The 21971-nt window shown below is 61.3% G+C and carries 16 protein-coding genes; 6 read left to right on the top strand and 10 right to left on the bottom strand.

Translation table 11 applies throughout. The features are described from left to right. Window positions 1-63 precede the first annotated feature (63 nt). The 3 genes from fadA to BFN10_RS06705 all read right to left on the bottom strand — a co-directional run bounded on the left by fadA (window position 64) and on the right by BFN10_RS06705 (window position 4302). Complete coding sequence (fadA, locus tag BFN10_RS06715) at window positions 64-1239, bottom strand: acetyl-CoA C-acyltransferase FadA (protein ID WP_016975260.1); 1176 nt, start codon at window positions 1237-1239, stop codon at window positions 64-66. A gap of 29 nt (window positions 1240-1268) precedes the next feature. Then, window positions 1269-3416 carry a fatty acid oxidation complex subunit alpha FadB gene (fadB, locus tag BFN10_RS06710; protein ID WP_034102543.1) on the bottom strand — a complete coding sequence of 716 codons (2148 nt, stop codon included), beginning with the start codon at window positions 3414-3416 and terminating at the stop codon, window positions 1269-1271. Between the two features lie 448 nt (window positions 3417-3864). Further along, entirely contained in the window at window positions 3865-4302 is a 438-nt protein-coding gene (locus BFN10_RS06705) for a hypothetical protein (RefSeq protein ID WP_071489006.1), read from the bottom strand. A gap of 106 nt (window positions 4303-4408) precedes the next feature. Here BFN10_RS06705 and BFN10_RS06700 point away from each other — a divergent pair, with 106 nt between their 5' ends. Next, window positions 4409-4849 (top strand): universal stress protein, encoded by a 441-nt coding sequence (locus tag BFN10_RS06700; RefSeq protein WP_071489005.1) that lies wholly within the window; start codon window positions 4409-4411, stop codon window positions 4847-4849. 105 nt (window positions 4850-4954) lie between these two features. Here BFN10_RS06700 and BFN10_RS06695 read toward each other — a convergent pair whose 3' ends face one another. After that, complete coding sequence (locus BFN10_RS06695; protein ID WP_071489004.1) at window positions 4955-6877, bottom strand: ATP-binding cassette domain-containing protein; 1923 nt, start codon at window positions 6875-6877, stop codon at window positions 4955-4957. 212 nt (window positions 6878-7089) lie between these two features. Between BFN10_RS06695 and BFN10_RS06690 the strand changes: the two genes are divergently transcribed. Continuing rightward, entirely contained in the window at window positions 7090-9018 is a 1929-nt protein-coding gene (locus tag BFN10_RS06690; RefSeq protein WP_071489003.1) for a transglycosylase SLT domain-containing protein, read from the top strand. A 179-nt stretch (window positions 9019-9197) separates the two neighbouring features. On the opposite strand, the gene BFN10_RS06685 is transcribed toward BFN10_RS06690, so the two are convergent. After that, complete coding sequence (locus BFN10_RS06685; protein WP_162276397.1) at window positions 9198-10979, bottom strand: ABC transporter transmembrane domain-containing protein; 1782 nt, start codon at window positions 10977-10979, stop codon at window positions 9198-9200. A 236-nt stretch (window positions 10980-11215) separates the two neighbouring features. On the opposite strand from BFN10_RS06685, the gene BFN10_RS29420 reads away from it, so the two are divergent. Continuing rightward, window positions 11216-11389: a PA1571 family protein gene (locus BFN10_RS29420; RefSeq protein ID WP_165447908.1), complete on the top strand. Its 174-nt coding sequence runs from the start codon at window positions 11216-11218 to the stop codon at window positions 11387-11389. Window positions 11390-11443: 54 nt separating this feature from the next. Here the strand turns inward: BFN10_RS29420 and pdxB are convergent, their stop codons facing one another. Then, window positions 11444-12586, bottom strand: a complete 1143-nt coding sequence (pdxB, locus tag BFN10_RS06680) for a 4-phosphoerythronate dehydrogenase PdxB (protein ID WP_071489001.1) — start codon at window positions 12584-12586, stop codon at window positions 11444-11446. A 139-nt stretch (window positions 12587-12725) separates the two neighbouring features. Here pdxB and BFN10_RS06675 point away from each other — a divergent pair, with 139 nt between their 5' ends. Then, window positions 12726-14120 (top strand): MATE family efflux transporter, encoded by a 1395-nt coding sequence (locus tag BFN10_RS06675; RefSeq protein ID WP_071489000.1) that lies wholly within the window; start codon window positions 12726-12728, stop codon window positions 14118-14120. Here the strand turns inward: BFN10_RS06675 and tusA are convergent. Both tusA and rlmM read right to left on the bottom strand, forming a co-directional pair. Then, complete coding sequence (gene tusA, locus BFN10_RS06670; protein WP_058425075.1) at window positions 14117-14362, bottom strand: sulfurtransferase TusA; 246 nt, start codon at window positions 14360-14362, stop codon at window positions 14117-14119. The genes BFN10_RS06675 and tusA overlap by 4 nt on opposite strands. 146 nt (window positions 14363-14508) lie before the next feature. Continuing rightward, entirely contained in the window at window positions 14509-15585 is a 1077-nt protein-coding gene (rlmM, locus tag BFN10_RS06665; protein WP_071488999.1) for a 23S rRNA (cytidine(2498)-2'-O)-methyltransferase RlmM, read from the bottom strand. A 190-nt stretch (window positions 15586-15775) separates the two neighbouring features. On the opposite strand from rlmM, the gene acnA reads away from it, so the two are divergent. Continuing rightward, window positions 15776-18517 carry an aconitate hydratase AcnA gene (gene acnA, locus BFN10_RS06660; protein ID WP_071488998.1) on the top strand — a complete coding sequence of 914 codons (2742 nt, stop codon included), beginning with the start codon at window positions 15776-15778 and terminating at the stop codon, window positions 18515-18517. 132 nt (window positions 18518-18649) lie between these two features. Here acnA and BFN10_RS06655 read toward each other — a convergent pair whose 3' ends face one another. Both BFN10_RS06655 and cysK read right to left on the bottom strand, forming a co-directional pair. Beyond that, a complete protein-coding gene (locus BFN10_RS06655) occupies window positions 18650-19588 on the bottom strand; it encodes an aspartyl/asparaginyl beta-hydroxylase domain-containing protein (RefSeq protein WP_071488997.1) in 939 nt (312 codons plus the stop codon). 109 nt (window positions 19589-19697) lie between these two features. Next, window positions 19698-20672, bottom strand: coding sequence for a cysteine synthase A (cysK, locus tag BFN10_RS06650; protein ID WP_071488996.1), 975 nt, complete (start codon window positions 20670-20672; stop codon window positions 19698-19700). Window positions 20673-20798: 126 nt separating this feature from the next. Here cysK and BFN10_RS06645 point away from each other — a divergent pair, with 126 nt between their 5' ends. Continuing rightward, window positions 20799-21875, top strand: coding sequence for a DUF748 domain-containing protein (locus tag BFN10_RS06645; RefSeq protein WP_071488995.1), 1077 nt, complete (start codon window positions 20799-20801; stop codon window positions 21873-21875). The last annotated feature ends 96 nt before the right edge of the window (window positions 21876-21971 follow it).

The raw sequence follows: 21971 nt of genomic DNA, 5'->3' as shown, positions 1-21971 counted from the left end.
ATATTAAAAATTCCAAAAAACAAAAACCGGGGCACTGGGCCCCGGCTTCCGTCACCCCAACGCTTAGACGCGTTCGAAGACGGTGGAAATGCCTTGGCCGAGACCAATGCACATGGTTGCAACCCCGAGGTTGCCGCCATTTTGCTTCATCACGTTAAGCAAAGTGCCAGAAATCCGCGCACCGGAGCAACCAAATGGGTGGCCCAGGGCAATCGCGCCGCCGTGCAGGTTAACCTTCTCATTCATCTTGTCGAGTACTTTCAAATCTTTCAGCACCGGTAGGGCCTGTGCGGCGAAAGCTTCGTTGAGCTCGAAGAAGTCAATGTCGTTGATGGTCAGGCCCGCGCGCTTCAAGGCTTTTTGTGTGGCCGGTACTGGACCATAGCCCATGATTGCCGGGTCCACACCCGCCACCGCCATCGAACGGATCACGGCCAGCGGCTGGATACCCAGGTCCTGGGCACGCTGCGCCGACATCACGATCATGCATGAGGCACCGTCCGTGATTTGCGACGAGGTACCGGCTGTCACGGTACCGCCCTTTGGATTGAAGGCCGGCTTGAGCGCCGCCAGGCTTTCCAGGGTGGTGTCCGGACGAATGGTTTCGTCGTAGTCGAACAGTTTGAGGAAACCGTTCTCGTCGTAGCCATTCATCGGGATGATTTCATCCTTGAACTTGCCTTCCACGGTCGCCTTGTGGGCCAACTGGTGGGAGCGCAGGCCGAACGCGTCCTGGGCTTCGCGGGTAATGCCGTGCATTTTGCCGAGCATTTCCGCGGTCAGGCCCATCATGCCCGAGGCTTTTGCCGCGTACAGCGACATGTGCGGGTTAGGGTCGACGCCGTGCATCATGCTGACGTGGCCCATGTGCTCCACGCCACCGACTACGAACACATCACCGTTGCCGGTCATGATCGCCTGGGCGGCGGTGTGCAGCGCGCTCATCGACGAACCGCACAGGCGGCTGACGGTCTGGCCGGCAGCAGTATGCGGGATCTGGGTCATCAACGACGCCATGCGCGCGATGTTCCAGCCCTGCTCCAGGGTCTGGTTGACGCAGCCCCAGATCACGTCCTCGACTTCGTTCGGGTCGACCTTGACATTGCGTTCCAGCAATTTGCTGATCAGGTGCGCCGACATGTCTTCGGCACGGGTGTTGCGGTGCATGCCGCCCTTGGAGCGGCCCATCGGTGTGCGACCGAAGTCGACAATCACCACGTCTCTTGGATTCAAGCTCATAAATATTCTCGCTCTAGTCGTCTGGGCGCTTAACCGAAGAAGCTCTGGCCGTTCTTGGCCATTTCACGCAGCTTCGCGGTCGGGTGGTACAGCGGGCCCAGATCAGCGTATTTGTCAGCCAGGGCAACGAACTCGGCCACACCGATGGAATCGATGTAACGCAGTGCACCACCACGGAATGGAGGGAAACCAATACCGTACACCAGGCCCATATCGGCTTCGGCGGCGGTTTCTACGATACCGTCTTCCAGGCAACGCACGGTTTCCAGGCACAGGGCGATCATCATCCAGTTGATGATGTCTTCGTCGGACACCTCACGCTGCTCGTAGATGACCGGTGCCAGCACTTCGTGCACGGACGGGTCGGCCACTTTCTTCTGCTTGCCCTTCTTGTCCGCCTCGTAGGCGTAGAAGCCCTTGCCGTTCTTCTGGCCCAGGCGCTTGGCCTCGTACAGCGCGTCGATCGCCGAGCGGCGGTCGTCTTTCATGCGGTCCGGGAAGCCTTCAGCCATCACGTCGCGGCCGTGGTGGCCGGTGTCGATGCCGACCACGTCCATCAGGTACGCCGGGCCCATCGGCCAGCCGAATTTTTCCATGACCTTGTCGATGCGCACGAAGTCCACGCCAGCGCTGACCAACTTGGCGAAACCACCGAAGTACGGGAACAGCACGCGGTTGACCAGGAAGCCCGGGCAGTCATTGACTACGATCGGGTTCTTGCCCATTTTCTTGGCGTAGGCAACGGTAGTGGCCACGGCCAGCTCGCTGGACTTCTCGCCACGGATCACTTCCACCAGCGGCATCATGTGCACCGGGTTGAAGAAGTGCATGCCGACGAAGTTTTCCGGACGCTTGAGGGCCTTGGCCAGCAGCGAGATGGAAATGGTCGAAGTGTTGGACGCCAGGATAGTGTCGTCTTTGACCTGGGCTTCCACTTCAGCCAGTACGGCTTGCTTGACCTTCGGGTTCTCGACCACCGCTTCGACCACCAGGTCGACATGGCCGAAATCACCGTAGGACAGCGTAGGACGAATGCCGTTGAGCACTTCAGCCATCTTCGCTGCGGTCATGCGACCTTTGTCCACACGACCGACCAGCAGCTTGGCGGCTTCCGCCAGACCTTGTTCGATGCCGTGCTCGTTGATGTCTTTCATCAGGATCGGCGTGCCTTTGGACGCCGACTGATAGGCGATACCGCCGCCCATGATACCGGCGCCGAGTACGGCAGCCTGTTTCACGTCGCGGGCAATTTCGTCGTAGGCCTTGGCCTTTTTCTTCAGTTCCTGATCGTTCAGGAACAGGCCGATCAGGCTCTGGGCCGCCGAGGTTTTCGCCAGTTTGACGAAGCCCGCCGCTTCCACTTCCAGGGCCTTGTCGCGCCCGAAGTTCGCGGCTTTCTGGATGGTCTTGATCGCTTCAACCGGCGCTGGGTAGTTCGGGCCGGCCTGGCCAGCCACGAAACCCTTGGCGGTTTCGAACGACATCATCTGTTCGATGGCGTTGAGCTTGAGTTTTTCCAGTTTCGGCTGACGCTTGGCCTTGTAGTCAAACTCGCCGCTGATGGCGCCCTTGATCAGGTTCAGTGCGGCTTCGGCCAGCTTGTCCGGAGCGACAACTGCGTCGACGGCACCGACTTTCAGGGCGTCTTCAGCCTTGTTTTCCTTACCGGCGGCGATCCACTCGATGGCATTGTCGGCACCGATCAGGCGCGGCAAACGTACGGTGCCGCCAAAACCTGGGTAGATGCCCAGCTTGACTTCGGGCAGGCCGATCTTGGCAGTGGCGGACATGACGCGGAAGTCTGCCGCCAGGCACATTTCCAGGCCGCCGCCCAACGCGATGCCGTTGATGGCAGCGACGGTCGGTACGTTGAGGTCTTCGAAATCGCTGAAAATCTTGTTGGCTTCGAGGTTGCCAGCCACCAGCTCGGCATCGGGCAGCTTGAAGTTGTCGACGAATTCGGTGATGTCAGCGCCGACGATGAACACGTCCTTGCCGCTGGAAACGATCACGCCCTTGACCGAAGCATCTGCTTTGATGGTGTCTACGGCCTGACGCAATTCATTCAGGGTTAGACGGTTGAACTTGTTGACGGACTCACCCTTGAGGTCGAATTTCAATTCGACGATGCCACTTTCAAGAGCCTTAACCGTGATGGCTTTACCTTCGTAAATCATCAACTGATCTCCACGATATGGAAGCTGAACAGTACACATTGGACGCTGGCCTATGGGTTGGACATTGATGAAATCGTCAATGTTCACGCCAATCCGCCAGGCACACCCGCCAATGCGATAGTCGGGATTCTGTATGAGTCGTCTGACAGACAAACGCTCAATTCATACGCCCGTTTGATTTGGGTACGCCACCTTCATCCAATTCCGGGCAATTGTCAATCGCTCCAAAGGCTAGGAAAAACGCGACTTTCCAGTCAGTTCAGAACCTCACGCCCACGCCCGCGCATTATCAATATTTGAATATTCACGAAATCAATAATAGAAAAGATGTGGGAAAAGGCTGTACAGAATGAGATATGCGACTAGGCTAGCCGCAACCAACGATTTACCGGCCTGCCTGGCCAACTCCAGCCCGATGATGACTGTCGGGCTTTTTATTGCCTGCAATTCAAGCCAACGCCTTGAGCAGCGCATCGATATCCTTCAACACGCTCGCCTCGCCCTTCTCGCCCCAATACAAGGCGATCATCTGCTTGTCTGCCTCGACCTTGTAGACGTTGGCCGGCAGCGTCGCAAAATGCGGCAACAACTTTTCATCGACGCACACTTCGCGCCATTGATTGACCCACACACCTGGATCCAACTGCCAATAACACCATATCGCCGGCGTGCTGCCGCGTCGTGGCCGACAGTACTGCGCGCAAGGGCTCGGCGGCTCCTGCTTGAGCCAGTGCGGCCACTCCTGGGGCGCCAATTGCATGGCCAGGCCGATACGGCGCGCCTCCATGCGCAGGGCCATGCGCCCGCTCTGGTGGCGCGACGGGCGCAACCATGCCAGGGGGCTCAGCAGCACCACAAGGATTGACACCACTATCCAGACCGTCATATGTGTACTCCCGAATTTACAGATGAGCGGATTTGATCTGACGCAACCCCATCCGCTTGAAAGCAGCCATACTGAATCTATTGCAGTCCCCCTGGAGGAACGCCTCATGCCCTACCAACATATTCTGGTCGCTGTCGATCTGACCGAAGAGTGCGATCCAGTGATCAAGCGCGCGCAGGAATCTGCATTGGCCAATGGTGCGGTGCTGTCGCTGGTGCATATCGTCGAGCCCATGGCCATGGCCTTTGGCGGTGACGTTCCGATGGACCTTTCCCAGTTGCAGCAACAACAATTCGACCAGGCCAAGGAGCGTCTGGACCGCTTGATTTTCAAGTACCCGCACCTGAAAAAGGAAGACTGCCACCTGACCTACGGCCAACCGCGCCAGGAAATCCACCACCTGGCCAAGGAAAAAGGTTGTGATCTGATCGTGGTCGGCAGCCATGGCCGTCATGGGCTCGCATTGCTGCTAGGCTCCACGGCCAACGATGTACTGCATGGTGCGCCATGCGATGTGCTGGCGGTGAAGCTGCTCAAAAGCTCGTAAGACCAGGAGGGGGCTTGCCCCCTCCCACATTTTGAATCGCATTTCATATGAAAAACCCGGTGTTCATCCAAATGAACACCGGGTTTTTCAATGCATTTGAATCAATCAGGCATCCAACTCAGCCCAACGCTCGACCAACACTTCCAGCTCCTGGTTCAGTTTCTCCAGGGAAGCGATGACCTCGGCGGTTTCCGCCGCCGGACGCAGGTAGAACCCCGCGTCAGCCATTTGCGCTTCTACCGCGGCAATCTGCTGTTCCTTGGCGTCGATATCACCCGGCAAGGCTTCCAGCTCACGCTGCAGCTTGTAGCTGAGTTTCTTCTTGGCCGCCGGCGCAGCGTCCTGGGCCGGTGCAGCAGCAGCGACCACCGGGGTCACGACGGCGGAGGTCAAGTCGGCTTTGCCGGACTTGCTCTCGGTCACGCCCAGCAATCGCGGGGAACCGCCCTGGCGCAGCCAGTCCTGGTAACCACCGACGTATTCACGCACCTTGCCCTCACCTTCGAAGACCAGGGTGCTGGTGACCACGTTGTCGAGGAATGCCCGGTCGTGGCTCACCATCAGCACGGTGCCGTTGAAGGTCAGCAGCACTTCTTCCAACAGCTCGAGGGTTTCCACGTCGAGGTCGTTGGTCGGTTCGTCGAGGACCAGCAGGTTGGCCGGCTTGCTGAACAGCTTGGCCAGCAGCAGGCGCGCACGCTCACCACCGGACAAGGCTTTCACCGGGGTACGCGCACGCTGCGGGCTGAATAGGAAGTCGCCCAGGTAGCTGAGCACGTGACGGCTCTGGCCGTCGATATCGATAAAGTCGCGGCCTTCGGCGACGTTGTCGATCACGGTCTTTTCCAGGTCCAACTGATGGCGCAACTGGTCGAAGTAGGCCACGTCGATCCGCGTGCCCTCCTCCACTTTACCGCTGGTCGGCTGCAGGCCGTTGAGCATCAGCTTGAGCAAGGTGGTCTTGCCGGTGCCGTTGGCACCCAGCAGGCCGATACGGTCACCGCGCTGCAGGACCATGGAAAAGTCCTTGATCAGGAACGGGCCGTCCGGGTGATGGAAGCTGACGTTCTCCAGCACCATCACCTGCTTGCCCGACTTGTCAGCGGTGTCCAGCTGGATATTGGCCTTGCCGGTACGCTCGCGACGCTCGCTGCGCTCAACACGCAGGGCTTTAAGGGCGCGTACGCGGCCTTCGTTACGGGTGCGGCGGGCCTTGATGCCCTGGCGGATCCAGACTTCTTCCTGGGCCAGTTTCTTGTCGAACAGCGCGTTGGCGGTTTCTTCGGCGGCCAGCGCGGCTTCCTTGTGCACCAGGAAGCTGGCGTAGTCGCCGTTCCAGTCGATCAGGCCGCCACGGTCCAGTTCCAGGATGCGCGTTGCCAGGTTCTGCAGGAAGGAACGGTCGTGCGTGATGAACAGCACGGCGCCCTGGAATTCCTTGAGGGCTTCTTCCAGCCAGGCAATCGCGCCGATGTCCAAGTGGTTGGTCGGTTCGTCGAGCAGCAGCAGGTCCGGCTCGGACACCAACGCCTGGGCCAGCAGCACGCGACGACGCCAGCCGCCGGACAACTCGGCGAGGGTCTTGTCCGCCGGCAGTTGCAGGCGACTCAGGGTACTGTCGACCAACTGCTGCAAGCGCCAGCCATCACGAGCTTCCAGGTCTTGCTGGACGTGCATCAGCTTGTTCAGGTCATCTTCGGTGACACAGTTCTGTGCCAGGTGATGGTATTCGGCGAGCAGTGCGCCAACGCCGTCGAGGCCTTCGGCAACCACGTCGAACACTGTCCGTCCGTCGGCCACCGGCAATTCTTGCGGCAATTCGCCGATCTTGAGGCCCGGCGCGCGCCATACGGAGCCGTCATCGGGCTTCTGATCGCCCTTGACCAGCTTCATCATGCTGGATTTGCCGGTGCCGTTGCGGCCGATGATGCACACCCGCTCACCACGGGCGATCTGCCAGGACACCTTGTCCAACAACGGCATGGCGCCGAAAGCAAGGGACACATCGCTGAATTTGAGCAGGGTCATACGCTTCTCCAAAAACTGGGCGCGCATTCTACCTGAGTTAGGGGCTGAGGCGGCCGGGATTTTCTCAATCGACATACTCTGAGAGACATTTCCGAGGAACTTGAACGAAGCGGCGGTCAAAGCTTTCATCGGCGTCAGGCAAAAGGCTAAGCTAGGGGCAATCAGTGTCGGCAGCGCCGGCACTTGTCCAGATTCCTCTGCACGGACGTCTCATGCGCAGTCGCCTTTTCAACTTTTTATCTTGTCTGCTTCTTTCCGCCACCGCCGTCCAATCCGCCCAGGCCGTGGACCTCACCACCCAACGTCAATATTACGATGAAGCCAAACGCGCCCTGGCCAAGGGCGATACCGGCCCGTACATGCAATACAGCCAGGCCTTGGCCGACTACCCGCTGACGCCCTACCTGGCCTACGACGAACTGACCGCTCGCCTGAAAACCGCGAGCAACCAGGAAATCGAGCAATTCCTCGCCAAAAACGGCGACCTGCCCCAGGCCAACTGGATGAAACTGCGCTGGTTGCGCTGGTTGGCCGAGCGCGGCGACTGGCAGACCTTTGAAAAGTACTACGACTCCAAGCTCAATTTCGTCGAACTGGACTGCCTGCACGGCCAGTACCAGCTCACCCATAATCTGAAGGCCGAAGGCTACAAGACCGCCGAAAAACTCTGGATGACCGGCAAGTCTCAACCGGCTGCCTGCGATGTCACCTTTGGCCAATGGGCGGCTGACGGCCAACTCACCGAACAGAAGATCTGGGACCGCGCCAAGCTCGCCGCCGAAGCACGCAACTACGCGCTGGCCAACAGCCTGGTAAAAACCCTGCGCACGCTGGGCCCTCAAGGCCGCCTGATGGTCGACGTGGCGCAAAAGCCGGACATGCTCAGTGACCCATCGCGCTTCCTGCCGGCCACCGAGGCCATGTCTGACGCCGTGGGCCTGGGCCTGCGTCGCCTGGCACGCCAGGATCCGGACAAGGCCATGGCCCTGCTCGATGGCTACGCCAGCAGCATGCACTTCTCCCGTGACGAAAAAGTGTCGATCGCCCGGGAAATCGGTCTCACCCTGGCCAAGCGCTATGACCCGCGCGCGCTGGAGGTGATGACCAAGTACGATCCCGAGTTGCGCGACAACACTGTGTCCGAGTGGCGCCTGCGCCTGCTGCTGCGCCTGGCCCGCTGGGAAGACGCCTACCAGTTGACCCGCAAACTGCCACAAGACCTGGCCACCACCAACCGCTGGCGCTACTGGCAGGCCCGCAGCCTGGAACTGGCCGAGCCGAAGAACCCGCAAGCGCTGGTCCTGTACAAGCACCTGGCGCAGGAGCGTGACTTCTATGGGTTCCTGGCCGCTGATCGCTCCAAGGCGCCGTACCAGTTGAAGAACAAACCGTTGCTGATGAGCCAGGCGCTGGTCAACAAGGTGCGCAATACCCCGGGCGTGCGCCGTGCACTGGAGTTCTACGCACGTGGCCAGGTGGTGGATGGCCGCCGTGAGTGGTACCACGTCAGCCGTCACTTCAACCGTGACGAAATGGTCGCCCAGGCCAAGCTGGCCTACGACATGAAGTGGTACTTCCCGGCCATCCGCACCATCAGCCAGGCGCAGTACTGGGACGACCTGGACATCCGCTTCCCGATGGCCCACCGCGATACCCTGGTGCGTGAAGCCAAGGTGCGCGGCCTGCATTCCAGCTGGGTGTTCGCAATCACTCGCCAGGAAAGCGCCTTCATGGACGACGCCCGCTCCGGCGTCGGCGCCAGCGGCCTGATGCAACTGATGCCCGGCACCGCCAAGGAAACCGCACGCAAGTTCAGCATCCCCCTGGCCTCCCCGGCCCAGGTGCTGGACCCGGATAAAAACATCCAGCTCGGCGCCGCCTACCTGAGCCAGGTGCACAGCCAGTTCAACGGCAACCGCGTGCTCGCCTCCGCCGCCTACAACGCCGGACCGGGTCGCGTACGCCAGTGGCTGCGCGGCGCCGATCACCTGAGTTTCGATGTGTGGGTGGAGAGCATCCCGTTCGACGAAACCCGTCAGTATGTGCAGAACGTGCTGTCTTATTCGGTGATCTACGGGCAGAAGCTCAACTCACCGCAACCGCTGGTGGATTGGCATGAGCGGTATTTCGATGATCAGTGACACCATCGCCTGAGGAGTGAGCGGGCATTTGTGGCGAGCGGGCTTGCCCCGCGTTGGAGTGCGCAGCGCTCCCAATCCAGGCGACGTTTGGGGGCTGCTACGCAGCCCAACGCGGGGCAAGCCCGCTCGCCACAACAAGCCTGTTCATCACAATAAGCCCGTTCACCACATAGGCCGCGCTAGCTGTCGCTTTTCGCGACCTCATCATTGAACTGCAACGCCGCCAACCTTGCATACAACGCATTGCTCGCAATCAACTGCTGATGCGTCCCCACTGCCACCAGCTTGCCCTGGTCCATCACGGCAATGCGGTCGGCGTTCTTCACCGTGGCCAGTCGATGGGCGATCACGAGGGTGGTGCGCCCTTGCATCAGTTGCGGCAGCGCTTGCTGGATCAGGTGTTCACTCTGGGCATCGAGGGCGCTGGTGGCTTCGTCCAGCAGCAGGATCGGTGCGTCCACCAGCAAGGCGCGGGCGATGGCCAGGCGCTGGCGTTGACCGCCGGAGAGGCCCATGCCGCCGTCGCCCAGGTGGGTCTGGTAGCCGTCGGGCATTTGCAGGATGAAATCGTGGGCGTGGGCAATGCGCGCCGCCGCTTCGACCTGTTCCTGGGTGGCCGTCGGGTTGCCATAGCGGATGTTCTCTTCGACGCTGCCAAAGAACAGCGCCGGGCTCTGGGACACCAGGGCGAAGTGGCGGCGCAGGTCCATGGGGTCGAGTTCGGTCAGAGAGTGGCCTTCAATCAGGATTCGGCCTTGCTGGGGGTCGTAGAAGCGCAACAGCAGGTCGAAGATCGTCGATTTGCCCGCACCGGATGGGCCGACCAACGCCAGGGTTTCACCAGGATTGATGGTCAGGTTCAGGCCGTCGATGGCGTAGCTGTCCGGCCGTGAAGGGTAGGAAAAGCGCAGGTCCTGCAGTTCCATGCGCCCGCTGACCCGGGCCGGCAGTTGGACAGTACCGGCGACCGGCGCCTGGATGTCGTTGCTCGACTGCAGCAACTCGCCAATGCGCTCGGCGGCTCCGGCGGCACGTTGCAGTTCGCCCAGCACCTCGCTGAGGGTGCCGACCGCGCTGCCGACGATCAGGCTGTAGAACACAAACGCCGCCAGTTCACCGCCGGAAATGCGCCCGCTGATCACGTCCATGCCGCCGACCCACAACATCACGCCCACGGCACCGAGTACCAGCATGATCACCAGGGTAATCAGCCAGGCCCGCTGGGTGATGCGCTTGCGTGCGGTGGTGAAGGCGTCTTCCACGGTGACGGCGAAGCGCTGTTCGTCCTGCACCTGGTGGTTGTACGCCTGCACGGTCTTGATCTGGCCGAGGGTCTCGGACACATAGCTGCCCACATCGGCGATGCGGTCCTGGCTCTGACGCGACAGACTGCGCACGCGACGGCCGAAGATCAGGATCGGCGCCAGCACCAGCGGCAGCGCCACCACCACGATGCTGGTGAGCTTGGGATTGGTGACAAACAGCAGCACGATACCGCCGATGACCATCAAGGCATTGCGCAGGAACAACGACAGTGAGGAACCGATCACCGATTGCAGCAGCGTGGTATCAGTGGTCAGCCGCGACTGGATTTCCGAACTGCGGTTGTTCTCATAGAAGCCCGGATGCAGGTAGATCAGGTGGTTGAACACCTGCCGGCGGATATCCGCGACCACCCGTTCGCCGATCCACGACACCAGGTAGAACCGCGCAAAGGTGCCGACCGCCAGGCCCAGCACCAGGATCATGAACAGCCCGATGGACTGGTTGAGCAGGTGCGGTGACTGCGTCATGAACCCCTGGTCCACCAGCAGGCGGATGCCCTGCCCCATGGACAAGGTGATACCAGCCGTGACGATCAGCGCCAACAGGGCGCCAAGCGCCTGCCAGCGGTAGGGCGCGATGAAGCGACTGGCCAGGCGAATGGCACGGCGTTGGCGAACAGAGAACATGGAGGGCATCACCGATAAGGAGTCTGTATATGTACATGGGGGGAACTTGGGCGAATAGCAATGAGTCAGGTTAATTATGCCCGCCGATGCTGATCCCTAGAGGCTATCGGTCTAACCCCCGGCTGGAAATATGTATCGGTTTCTGGTGGACTGGGTGTTCGAACCGCTGACCTGGCAGGGAGTTGTAACAGCCCGGTCACGCGCGGGTTTTAGAATAGGTACACAACCTGATGAGGAGACAGGCCATGACCTTGCAGAACAGCAGCGATGCCAAGATTGAAGTGATCCGCCAGCCGCAGCAGTTGCCTTGCTCGTACATCGATGCCCAGGGCCGCGAAGTGCAGATCACCGAAAAGATGATCCAGCAAGCGTGCAGCGAACTGGAACAGCGACTGGTCAAGCCTGCACAGCAAGGCTGAAGCGCCCACGCTCGTTCAAACCCGGCCCTGGTGGCCGGGTTTTTTATCGGGTATCTAAACCGCTACTGCGCCCAACGCGGACACGATGTTGGACAACACCGCCGACTCACCCTGGATGCGCACCTTCAAACCATCGATCTCGCGGCGCTCGGGGTAGTGCTTGCGCAGCAGGTCAAACGCCTTGCGCTGCTCGTCCACCGTTCCTACGAGGCTGCGGCGGAAATCCGCATCATCCCGGCGTGGGTCGTACACGCTGCGGCACAGGGTCGCCAGTGCCCACGCGGGGTCGGTGGAAGCATTCAACTGCACCTCGGCCAACCACGGTGGCGGCAGCAGGTCACTCAAGTGAATGCTCGGTTCCTGGCCCTGGTGCGCGCAGAACGCCTGATAGATCTGCGCCGTGCCGCGCTGCTTGCCGTCCAGGCTGTAGCCGGCGATATGCGGCGTGGCCAATACACACAGGTCAGCCAGGTCGACGTCCACCTGCGGCTCGCCCTCCCACACATCCAGCACCGCTTGCAGGTCTTCGCGGTCCAGCAGCACTTCGCGCAGGGCGGCATTGTCGACCACCGGGCCACGGCTGGCGTTGATCAGCCAGGTGCCAGGCTTGAGCTGCTCAAGACGCTGGCGGTCGAACAGGTGCCAGGTGGAGCCGTTGCCGGACTTGGTCAGCGGGGTGTGCAGGCTGATCACGTCGCATTGCTCGATGATCTGCGCCAGGCTGACGTAATCGCCGTCTTCGGCGATTTGCCGGGGCGGGTCGCAGACCAGCACGTTCCAGCCCAGGGCCTTGAGTACCTTGACCAGTCGCCCGCCGACTTCACCGGCACCCACTACGCCATAGGTGCGCTGGTTGAGGTCAGCGCCCTCGATCTCGGCCAGGGTCTGCAGGCTGCCCAGCACATAGTCCACCACACCGCGGGCGTTACAGCCGGGGGCGCTGGACCATTGGATGCCGGCCTGCTGGAAGTAGTCGAGGTCCAGGTGATCGGTGCCGATGGTGCAAGTGCCGACAAAGCGCACGTTCGTGCCATCGAGCAAGGCACGGTTGACGTTGGTCACCGAGCGCACCAACAACACGTCGGCCTGCTCGACCGTCGCACGGTCGATGGAACGGCCAGGCACACGGCGAATCTCGCCGAAACCCTGGAAGAAGGCATCGAGCAGCGGAATATTTTCGTCGGCAACAATCAGCATGGCAGGCTCCTTAGGCGGACCCGCAGTGTACAGGGATCGCAGCCCTCGCTTACAAATCGCTAACACAGGTTTTTTCCTGACCGATGCGTCAGCGCGTAGAATCCGCCGTCCTGCGCTTCCTTCGACTGGACACCTGCACGTGAACACTGCCGCCGCCCCCCTTACCCGCCCCGCCCGCATCCGCCGGGAAGTGCGCGGCTTGCTGACGCTCGCCCTGCCGATCATGATCGGCCAACTGGCCACCACGGCGATGAGCTTTGTCGATGCAGTGATGGCCGGACGCGTCAGCCCCCAAGACCTGGCGGCGGTGGGCCTGGGCAACTCGATCTGGATTCCGGTGTACCTCTTGATGACCGGCACACTGCTGGCCACCACGCCCAAAGTTGCCCAGCGCTACGGTGCCGGACAGTTCAGCGAGATCGGCCCGCTGGTGCGCCAATCACTGTGGCTGGCGCTGGTGGTGGGTATCACGGCAGCGCTGTTGCTGCTCTGCGCCGAGCCTATCCTGCATGCCATGAAGGTCGAACCCGACCTGATCAAACCGTCCATGGGCTACCTGCATGGCATCGCCGCGGGCATGCCGGCCATCGCGTTCTACTACGTATTGCGCTGCTTCAGTGATGGCCTGGGCCGCACCCGGCCCAGCATGGTCATGGGCCTGTGTGGTCTGGCGCTGAACATTCCACTGAACTACATCTTCATCTACGGCCACCTGGGCGTACCGGCCATGGGCGGCGTGGGCTGCGGCTGGGCCACGGCCATTGCGATGTGGGTGATGATGCTCGGCCTGGCCGGCTGGACCCGCTGGGGACCGGCCTACCAGAGCAGCGAACTGTTCAAGCGTTTCGACTGGCCGCAGTGGGCGGTGATCCAGCGCGTGCTCGGGATTGGCTTGCCGATTGGCGTCGCGATCTTTGCCGAATCGAGCATTTTTGCGGTCATCGCCCTGCTGATCGGCAGCCTCGGTGCCACGGTGGTCTCGGGCCATCAGATCGCGCTGAACGTCAGCTCGCTGGTGTTCATGATTCCCTACTCCCTGAGCATGGCCGTGACAGTGCGTGTCGGCCAGGCCCTGGGCCGTGGGGAACCGCGTGAAGCGCGTTTTGCCGCAGGGGTCGGCATGGGCACGGCGCTGGCCTACGCCTGCCTGTCCTGCAGCCTGATGTTGCTGCTTCGCGAACAGATTGCCACGATCTACACCCCGGACCCGATCGTCATCCACCTGGCATCCACACTGATCGTGTTTTCAGCGCTGTTCCAATTCAGTGATTCGATCCAGGTCACTGCTGCAGGTGCCTTGCGTGGCTACCAGGACACCCGTGTCACCATGGTGCTGACCTTGTTCGCCTACTGGGGGGTGGGCCTGCCGGTGGGTTACGCCCTGGGCCTGACCGACTGGCTCGGCGAACCGAGCGGCCCGAGCGGCTTGTGGCAGGGGCTGATCGTGGGCCTGAGCTGCGCCGCGGGGATGCTGCTGGTGCGTCTGGCGCGCAGTGCACGCCGGCGCATCCGCGCAGAAAAAGCGCAGGGTTAAGCAGACTTCTTGCGGATCCAGTACAGGTACGTACCCGCCTGTTCCTGCTGATCCACCAGTTCGTGGTCCAGGAACACGCAGAACTTGGGGATATCGCGACGCGTGGACGGGTCGGTCGCGATCACCTTGAGCAGGCCGCCGGGCGGCAGGTCGCGGATGTGCTGGTGCAGCATCATCACCGGCTCCGGGCAGTTGAGGCCGGTGGCGTCGAGGGTGGCGTCGACGGGCAAATCGAGGTTCATACATCACTCCTGAAACGGATGCCGCTCCAAAGTTGGGAGCGGGCTTGCCCGCGAAGACACGGGCACATTCAACATTAGTTTCGACTGTTATACCGCTTTCGCGGGCAAGCCCGCTCCCACAGGGGTCCTGTGGTGATTTCAACTGTTCAGCGAGCCTTGGGTTTCTTCGCTGTTTCCAATCGACGCAAATGGCAGGTCACTTCCTCACGGTCGTGGTACAGCTGCTTGCAGCCGATCTCCACGCGAATGCCACGCGCCTTGAAGCCGTCCTCGATGCGCTCCAGCAAACGCTTCACTTCGGCGTAGCGCTGCTTCATCGGCAACTTCAGGTTGACCACCGCCTCGCGGCAATGCCCTTCGCCGATCCAGGTTTCCAGCAGCGCGGCGTTACGCGCCGGCTTCTCGACGATGTCGCAGACCATCCAGTCCACCGGCTGTTTGGGCACGAAGGTGAAGCCGTCGGCCATCAGGTGCTGGACCAGGCCGGTGTCCATCAGGCTTTCGGCCATGGGGCCGTTGTCGATGGCGGTCACCAGCATGCCGCGGTTGACCAGTTGCCAGGTCCAGCCGCCTGGCGCCGCGCCGAGGTCGACACCGGTCATGTCGCCGTGCAGGCGCTCGTCCCACTGGTCGCGGGGGATGAAATGGTGCCAGGCTTCTTCCAGCTTCAGGGTCGAGCGGCTGGGCGCCTCGCGGGGGAACTTGAGGCGCGGGATGCCCATCGGCCACATCGCCGAGTTATTCGACTCGGCCAGGCCCATGAACACTTCGCGGCCGCTCTTGAAGGTCAGTAGCAGGCGCGGTTTGCTCGGGTCGTCCACCAGCTTGCCAGCGTTGAGCAGCGCCTTGCGCAAGTGCACTTCGAATTTCTTGCAGAAGTTCGACAGCTCCTTGCCGTCGTTGGTATCGACCATCTCCAGCCACAGGCTGCCGCACACCGGGAAGTCGCGCAGGTGGGCGAGGATCACGCTGATGCGGTCGGTTTCCGGCAGGTCGATGAATACCCCGCGCGCCCACTGCCTGGGGAAGATCAGCTCGGCAAAGCGCTGGCCGTGCATCAAGCGCTGGGCGCCGTCTTCTTCGGTGCAGACGAATTCGGCGCAGGCGCTGCCGGTCTTGGCCTTGGCGTAGCCGGAAACGTTCAGGCGCGCGGCGTGTTCCGCGATCTCGGAACAGACTTCGCCTTCAAAACCCGGGCGGCAGTGCATAAAAAGGGTGTTCATTGAATCTCCTGGCAACTGGCTTGCGCTATCGCAATACCTGTCATGAAAACCCGCGCATGATAACGGAGTTCGGAACCTTGGACTTAACGATAGAGTCCAGTTATTAGCCTGCTAATGAAAACAGGGCTAAGTTGATAGCTCTGTTCGTCCCGTCGGGTCCGTAGCCGTGCGGACCATAAGGAGTTGTGTCATGTCATCGCTTGATAGCCTGAGAACCCTTAAAACACTGCAAATCGACAACAAGACCTATCACTACTTCAGTTTGCCCGAGGCCGCCAAGAGCCTGGGTGACCTCGACAAGCTGCCGATGTCGCTCAAGGTGCTGCTGGAAAACCTGCTGCGCTGGGAAGACGACAAGACCGTCACCGGCGCCGACCTCAAGGCCATTGCCGCGTGGCTCAAGGAACGTCAGTCCGACCGCGAGATCCAGTACCGCCCGGCCCGGGTATTGATGCAAGACTTCACCGGCGTACCCGCCGTGGTCGACCTGGCCGCCATGCGCGCCGCCGTGGCCAAGGCCGGGGGCGACCCGCAGCGCATCAACCCGCTCTCCCCCGTGGACCTGGTGATCGACCACTCGGTGATGGTCGACAAGTTCGGCAGCACCAGTGCCTTTGAGCAGAACGTCGACATCGAGATGCAGCGCAACGGCGAACGCTACGCCTTCCTGCGCTGGGGCCAGAGCGCCTTCGACAACTTCAGCGTGGTGCCGCCGGGCACCGGCATCTGCCACCAGGTCAACCTCGAATACCTGGGCCGCACGGTGTGGACCAAAGACGAAGACGGCCGCACCTATGCCTTCCCGGACACCCTGGTCGGCACCGACTCCCACACCACCATGATCAACGGCCTTGGCGTACTCGGCTGGGGCGTGGGCGGGATCGAGGCGGAAGCGGCGATGCTCGGCCAACCGGTGTCGATGCTGATCCCGGAAGTGATCGGCTTCAAGCTCACCGGCAAATTGAAGGAAGGCATCACCGCCACCGACCTGGTGCTGACGGTGACCCAGATGCTGCGCAAAAAGGGCGTGGTGGGCAAGTTCGTCGAGTTCTACGGCGACGGCCTGGCCGACCTGCCGTTGGCCGACCGCGCCACCATCGCCAACATGGCCCCGGAATACGGCGCCACCTGCGGCTTTTTCCCGGTGGATGAGGTGACGTTGGACTACCTGCGCCTGTCCGGGCGCCCGGCAGAAACCGTGAAGTTGGTCGAGGCGTACACCAAAGCCCAGGGCCTGTGGCGCAACGCCGGCCAGGAACCGGTGTTCACCGACAGCCTGGCCCTCGACATGGGCAGCGTTGAAGCCAGCCTGGCCGGGCCGAAGCGCCCACAGGACCGCGTAGCCCTGCCGAATGTGGGCCAGGCCTTCAGCGATTTCCTCGACCTGCAATTCAAACCCACTACCAAGGAAGAAGGTCGCCTGGAAAGCGAAGGCGGCGGCGGCGTGGCCGTGGGCAATGCCGACCTGGTGGGCGAAGCCGACTACGAATACGACGGCCAGACCTATCGCCTGAAAAACGGCGCGGTGGTGATCGCCGCGATCACCTCCTGCACCAACACCTCCAACCCCAGCGTGATGATGGCCGCCGGGCTGGTGGCGAAAAAAGCCGTGGAAAAGGGCCTGACCCGCAAGCCCTGGGTGAAAACCTCGCTGGCCCCCGGCTCCAAGGTGGTCACCGACTACTACAAGGCCGCCGGCCTGACCCAGTACCTGGACACGCTCGGCTTCGACCTGGTCGGCTATGGCTGCACCACCTGCATCGGCAACTCCGGACCATTACCGGAGCCGATTGAAAAAGCCATCCAGAAGGCGGACCTCGCGGTGGCATCGGTGCTGTCCGGCAACCGCAACTTCGAGGGCCGGGTGCACCCACTGGTGAAAACCAACTGGTTGGCGTCGCCACCACTGGTCGTCGCTTATGCCCTGGCCGGCACCGTGCGCATCGATATCAGCAGCGAACCGCTGGGTAACGACCAGCAAGGCAACCCGGTGTACCTCAAGGACATCTGGCCGAGCAGCAAAGAGATCGCCGACGCCGTGGCGCAGGTCAGCACCGGCATGTTCCACAAGGAATACGCCGAGGTGTTTGCCGGTGACGCGCAATGGCAAGCGATTGAAGTGCCGCAGGCCGCCACTTACGTGTGGCAGAAGGACTCCACCTACATCCAGCACCCGCCGTTCTTCGATGATATTGCCGGCCCCCTGCCGGTGATCAAAGACGTCAAGGGCGCCAATGTGCTGGCCCTGTTGGGCGATTCGGTGACCACCGACCACATCTCCCCCGCCGGCAATATCAAGACCGACAGCCCCGCCGGCCGTTACCTGCGCGAACAAGGCGTGGAGCCTCGCGACTTCAACTCCTACGGCTCACGCCGTGGCAACCATGAAGTGATGATGCGCGGCACCTTTGCCAACATCCGTATCCGCAATGAAATGCTCGGCGGTGAGGAAGGCGGCAATACGCTGTACATCCCAACCGGCGAGAAAATGCCGATCTACGACGCCTCGATGAAATACCAGGCGTCGGGCACGCCGCTGGTGGTGATCGCCGGCCAGGAATACGGCACCGGCTCCAGCCGCGACTGGGCGGCCAAGGGCACCAACCTGCTGGGGGTCAAGGCGGTGATCGCCGAAAGTTTCGAGCGTATCCACCGCTCCAACCTGGTGGGCATGGGCGTGTTGCCATTGCAGTTCAAGCTGGACCAGAACCGCAAGTCGCTCAAGCTGACCGGCAAGGAGAAAATCGACATTCTCGGGCTGAGCGATGTGGAGATCGTGCCGCGCATGAACCTGACGCTGGTGATTACGCGGGAGGATGGCAGTACGGAGAAGGTTGAAGTGTTGTGCCGGATCGATACGTTGAATGAAGTGGAGTACTTCAAGTCGGGTGGCATCCTGCACTATGTGCTGCGCCAGTTGATCGCCAGCTAAAGATCAAAGGTGATCAAATGTGGGAGGGGGCTTGCCCCCGATGGCAGCGTGTCAGGCTAAGCATTTTTGCCTGATCCACCGCTATCGGGGGCAAGCCCCCTCCCACATTTCGACCACGTTTAACGTTTCAAATCAGCCGAACAACCACTTCCACAGCAGCACCAGCACGACTACAGCCAACACCGGCCGCGCAATGCGGTAAGCCTTCGGATGCTTGCGCTTCCACTGCTTGACCACGCCGCTGAACTTGTCGCTGAAGGTCTTGCTCCAGGCATACGCCTGGTTGATCCCACCCACGCGCTCGTCATCCAGGTTCTGCGGCGCAGTCGCGCGGCCCAACTGCTTGCTGACCCAGCGATTGACCCGGGTCATCAGGCGGTTACTCAGCGGTCGCTCGATGTCGCAGAACAGGATCACGCGGGTCTGTTCGGTTTCGTTCTTGACCCAGTGCACGTAGGTTTCGTCGAACATCACGTCTTCACCGTCGCGCCAGGCATAGACCTGGCCGTCGACGAAGATGCGGCAGTCGTCGGAGTTCGGCGTGGAAAGGCCCAGGTGGTAACGCAGGGAACCGGCAAACGGGTCGCGGTGCGGGTTGAGGTGGCTGCCGCCCGGCAACAGCGCGAACATCGCGCCTTTCACATTGGGAATGCTGCTCACCAAGGCCACGGTTCTGGGGCACAGCGCCTCGGCCGATGGCAGCGGTTTGTCGTACCACTTGAGGTAGAAACGCTTCCAGCCCTTCTTGAAAAACGAGCCAAAACCGGCGTCGTTGTTCTTTTCGGCGGCGCGGATGTAGCCCTCGTCGAACAGGTGCATGGCCTCTTCGCGAATCACTTCCCAGTTGTCCTTGAGCACGTCCAGTTCCGGGAACTTGCTGCGATCCAGGTACGGCTTGGACGGCACGGCCGAGAACAGGTACATCAAGGCGTTATACGGGGCGAACAGCGCCGAATGGTTGACGAACTGGCGCAACATCGGCAAACGCGCCTTGCCGCGCAGGTGCACATACAGCGTGCTGCCGATAAACAACGCCAGCACCGACAGCTTGGCGGCCAAAGAAAAGGTCATGCAGCAACTCCTGGAAATAAGCGCCTGGCCAACAGCAGACGTAGCAGCCGGCCATGATAAACAGTTGGGCCAGTATGCAGAAGGCCTAAGGTATTGGCGCTGACATACATCAAGCCTGGTTTTCCTGCTCGGTAAACAAATCGCTGAACAGCATGCTCGACAGGTAACGCTCACCGGAGTCCGGCAGGATCACCACGATGGTCTTGCCCTGCATTTCCGGCTTCTCGGCCAGGCGCACGGCCACGGCCATCGCCGCGCCGCAGGAGATACCGCACAGAATCCCCTCCTCCTGCATCAGGCGCAGGGCCATGGCCTTGGATTCGTCGTCGGTCACCAGCTCCACACGGTCAACCATCGACAGGTCAAGGTTCTTCGGCACAAACCCGGCGCCGATGCCCTGGATCTTGTGCGGGCTGGGCTTGATCTCTTCACCGGCCAGGGCCTGGGTGATCACCGGGGAGACCATCGGCTCGACCGCCACCGACAGGATCGGCTTGCCCGCAATGTTCTTGATGTAGCGCGACACGCCGGTGATGGTGCCACCGGTGCCCACGCCCGCCACCAGCACGTCCACGGCGCCATCGGTGTCATTCCAGATTTCCGGACCGGTGGTTTTCTCGTGGATCGCCGGATTCGCCGGGTTTTCGAACTGAGCCGGCATAAAGTAGGTGGCCGGATCGCTGGCGACGATTTCGCCGGCCTTTTCGATTGCACCCTTCATGCCCTTGGCCGGCTCGGTCAGCACCAATTCAGCGCCGAGGGCCTTGAGCACCTTGCGACGCTCGATGCTCATGGATGCCGGCATGGTCAGCAGCAACTTGTAGCCACGGGCAGCGGCGACAAATGCCAGGCCGATGCCGGTGTTGCCGGAGGTGGGTTCGACGATGGTCATGCCCGGCTTGAGTTTGCCGGTGCTTTCGGCGTCCCAGATCATGTTGGCGCCAATGCGGCACTTCACCGAGTAGCCCGGGTTACGTCCTTCGATCTTGGCCAGGATGGTCACGCCACGCGGTGCGATCCGGTTGATCTGCACCAGGGGCGTATTACCGATGGAGTGCGCGTTGTCTGCAAAGATGCGGCTCATGACGGGTCCTATTGGCGGTATTCAGGAAGGCAACAAGGGTATGCCTCGTGCTGCAAAGCGTCCAGTCGGAGGAACGTTGCGCCCATCGCAAGAGTCCATCCCCTATACGGACAGAGGATCCCTCCCATGAAACGTCGCTACAGCTGGCCACTATGGACCGTTGCCGGAGTACTGGTGGTACTGGTCGCCTTGAGCATTGCCCTGCCCTATCTGGTGCGCAACTACCTGAATGACAAGCTCGCTGACATGGGCGACTATCGCGGCCACGTCACCGACGTCGACCTGGCCCTGTGGCGTGGCGCCTACAAGATCAACGGTTTGGAGATCATCAAGGTCGACGGCAAGGTGCCAGTACCGTTCGTCAAGGCGCCGCTGATCGACCTGGCAGTGAGCTGGCACTCGTTGTGGTACGACCATGCGGTAGTGGCCAAGGTGCTGTTCATCAACCCTGAGGTGAACTTCGTCGACGGCGGCGCCAACAAGCAGGCCTCCCAGACCGGTAAAGGCACTGACTGGCGCGAGCAGTTGAGCAAGCTGGCGCCCATCACCCTCGATGAAGTGCGCATCGAAGAGGGCAAGATTGCCTTCCACAACTTCAGCTCCAAACCACCGGTCAATCTCAATGCAACGTCGGTCAACGCCAGCTTCTATAACCTGACCAACGTGGTCGACGTCAAGGGCAAGCGCGATGCCCGCTTCGACGGCAAGGCCCTGCTCCAGGGCCAGGCGCCGCTGGAAGCCAGCGCCACTTTCGACCCGCTGAGCAACTTTGAAAACTTCGAATTCCGCTTCCGCGCCAAGGACCTGCAGCTCAAGCGCATGAATGACTTCGCCTCGGCCTATGGCAAGTTCGACTTCAAGGCCGGCACCGGTGATGTGGTGATCGAAGCCCAGGCGGATAACGGCCAGTTGACCGGCTATATCAAGCCGCTGCTGCGCGATGTCGAAGTGTTCGACTGGCAGCAGGACGTGGAAAACAAAGACAAGAACATCTTCCGCTCGATCTGGGAAGCCGTGGTCGGCGCCAGCGAAACCGTGCTGAAAAACCAGCACAAAAACCAGTTTGCCACCCGTGTCGAACTCAGTGGCAGCGTGCACCAGCAGAATGTCAGCGCGTTCTCGGCGTTTTTGGCGATTTTGCGCAATGGGTTTATCCAGGCGTTCAATGCGCGGTATGAACAGCCCAAACCTTCGGCGGATTGAATGTGACCGGTCATTCAGAGACTGAATATTCCACCTGCGTTCACAGTCGCCGGGGCTGCGCGGTATAGTCCCGGCATTGATGAATGCGAGGAAGCA

The sequence above is a fragment of the Pseudomonas extremorientalis genome (assembly GCF_001870465.1).
Classification (GTDB): domain Bacteria; phylum Pseudomonadota; class Gammaproteobacteria; order Pseudomonadales; family Pseudomonadaceae; genus Aquipseudomonas; species Aquipseudomonas extremorientalis.
This window is presented reverse-complemented; position numbering and strand designations above follow the sequence as displayed.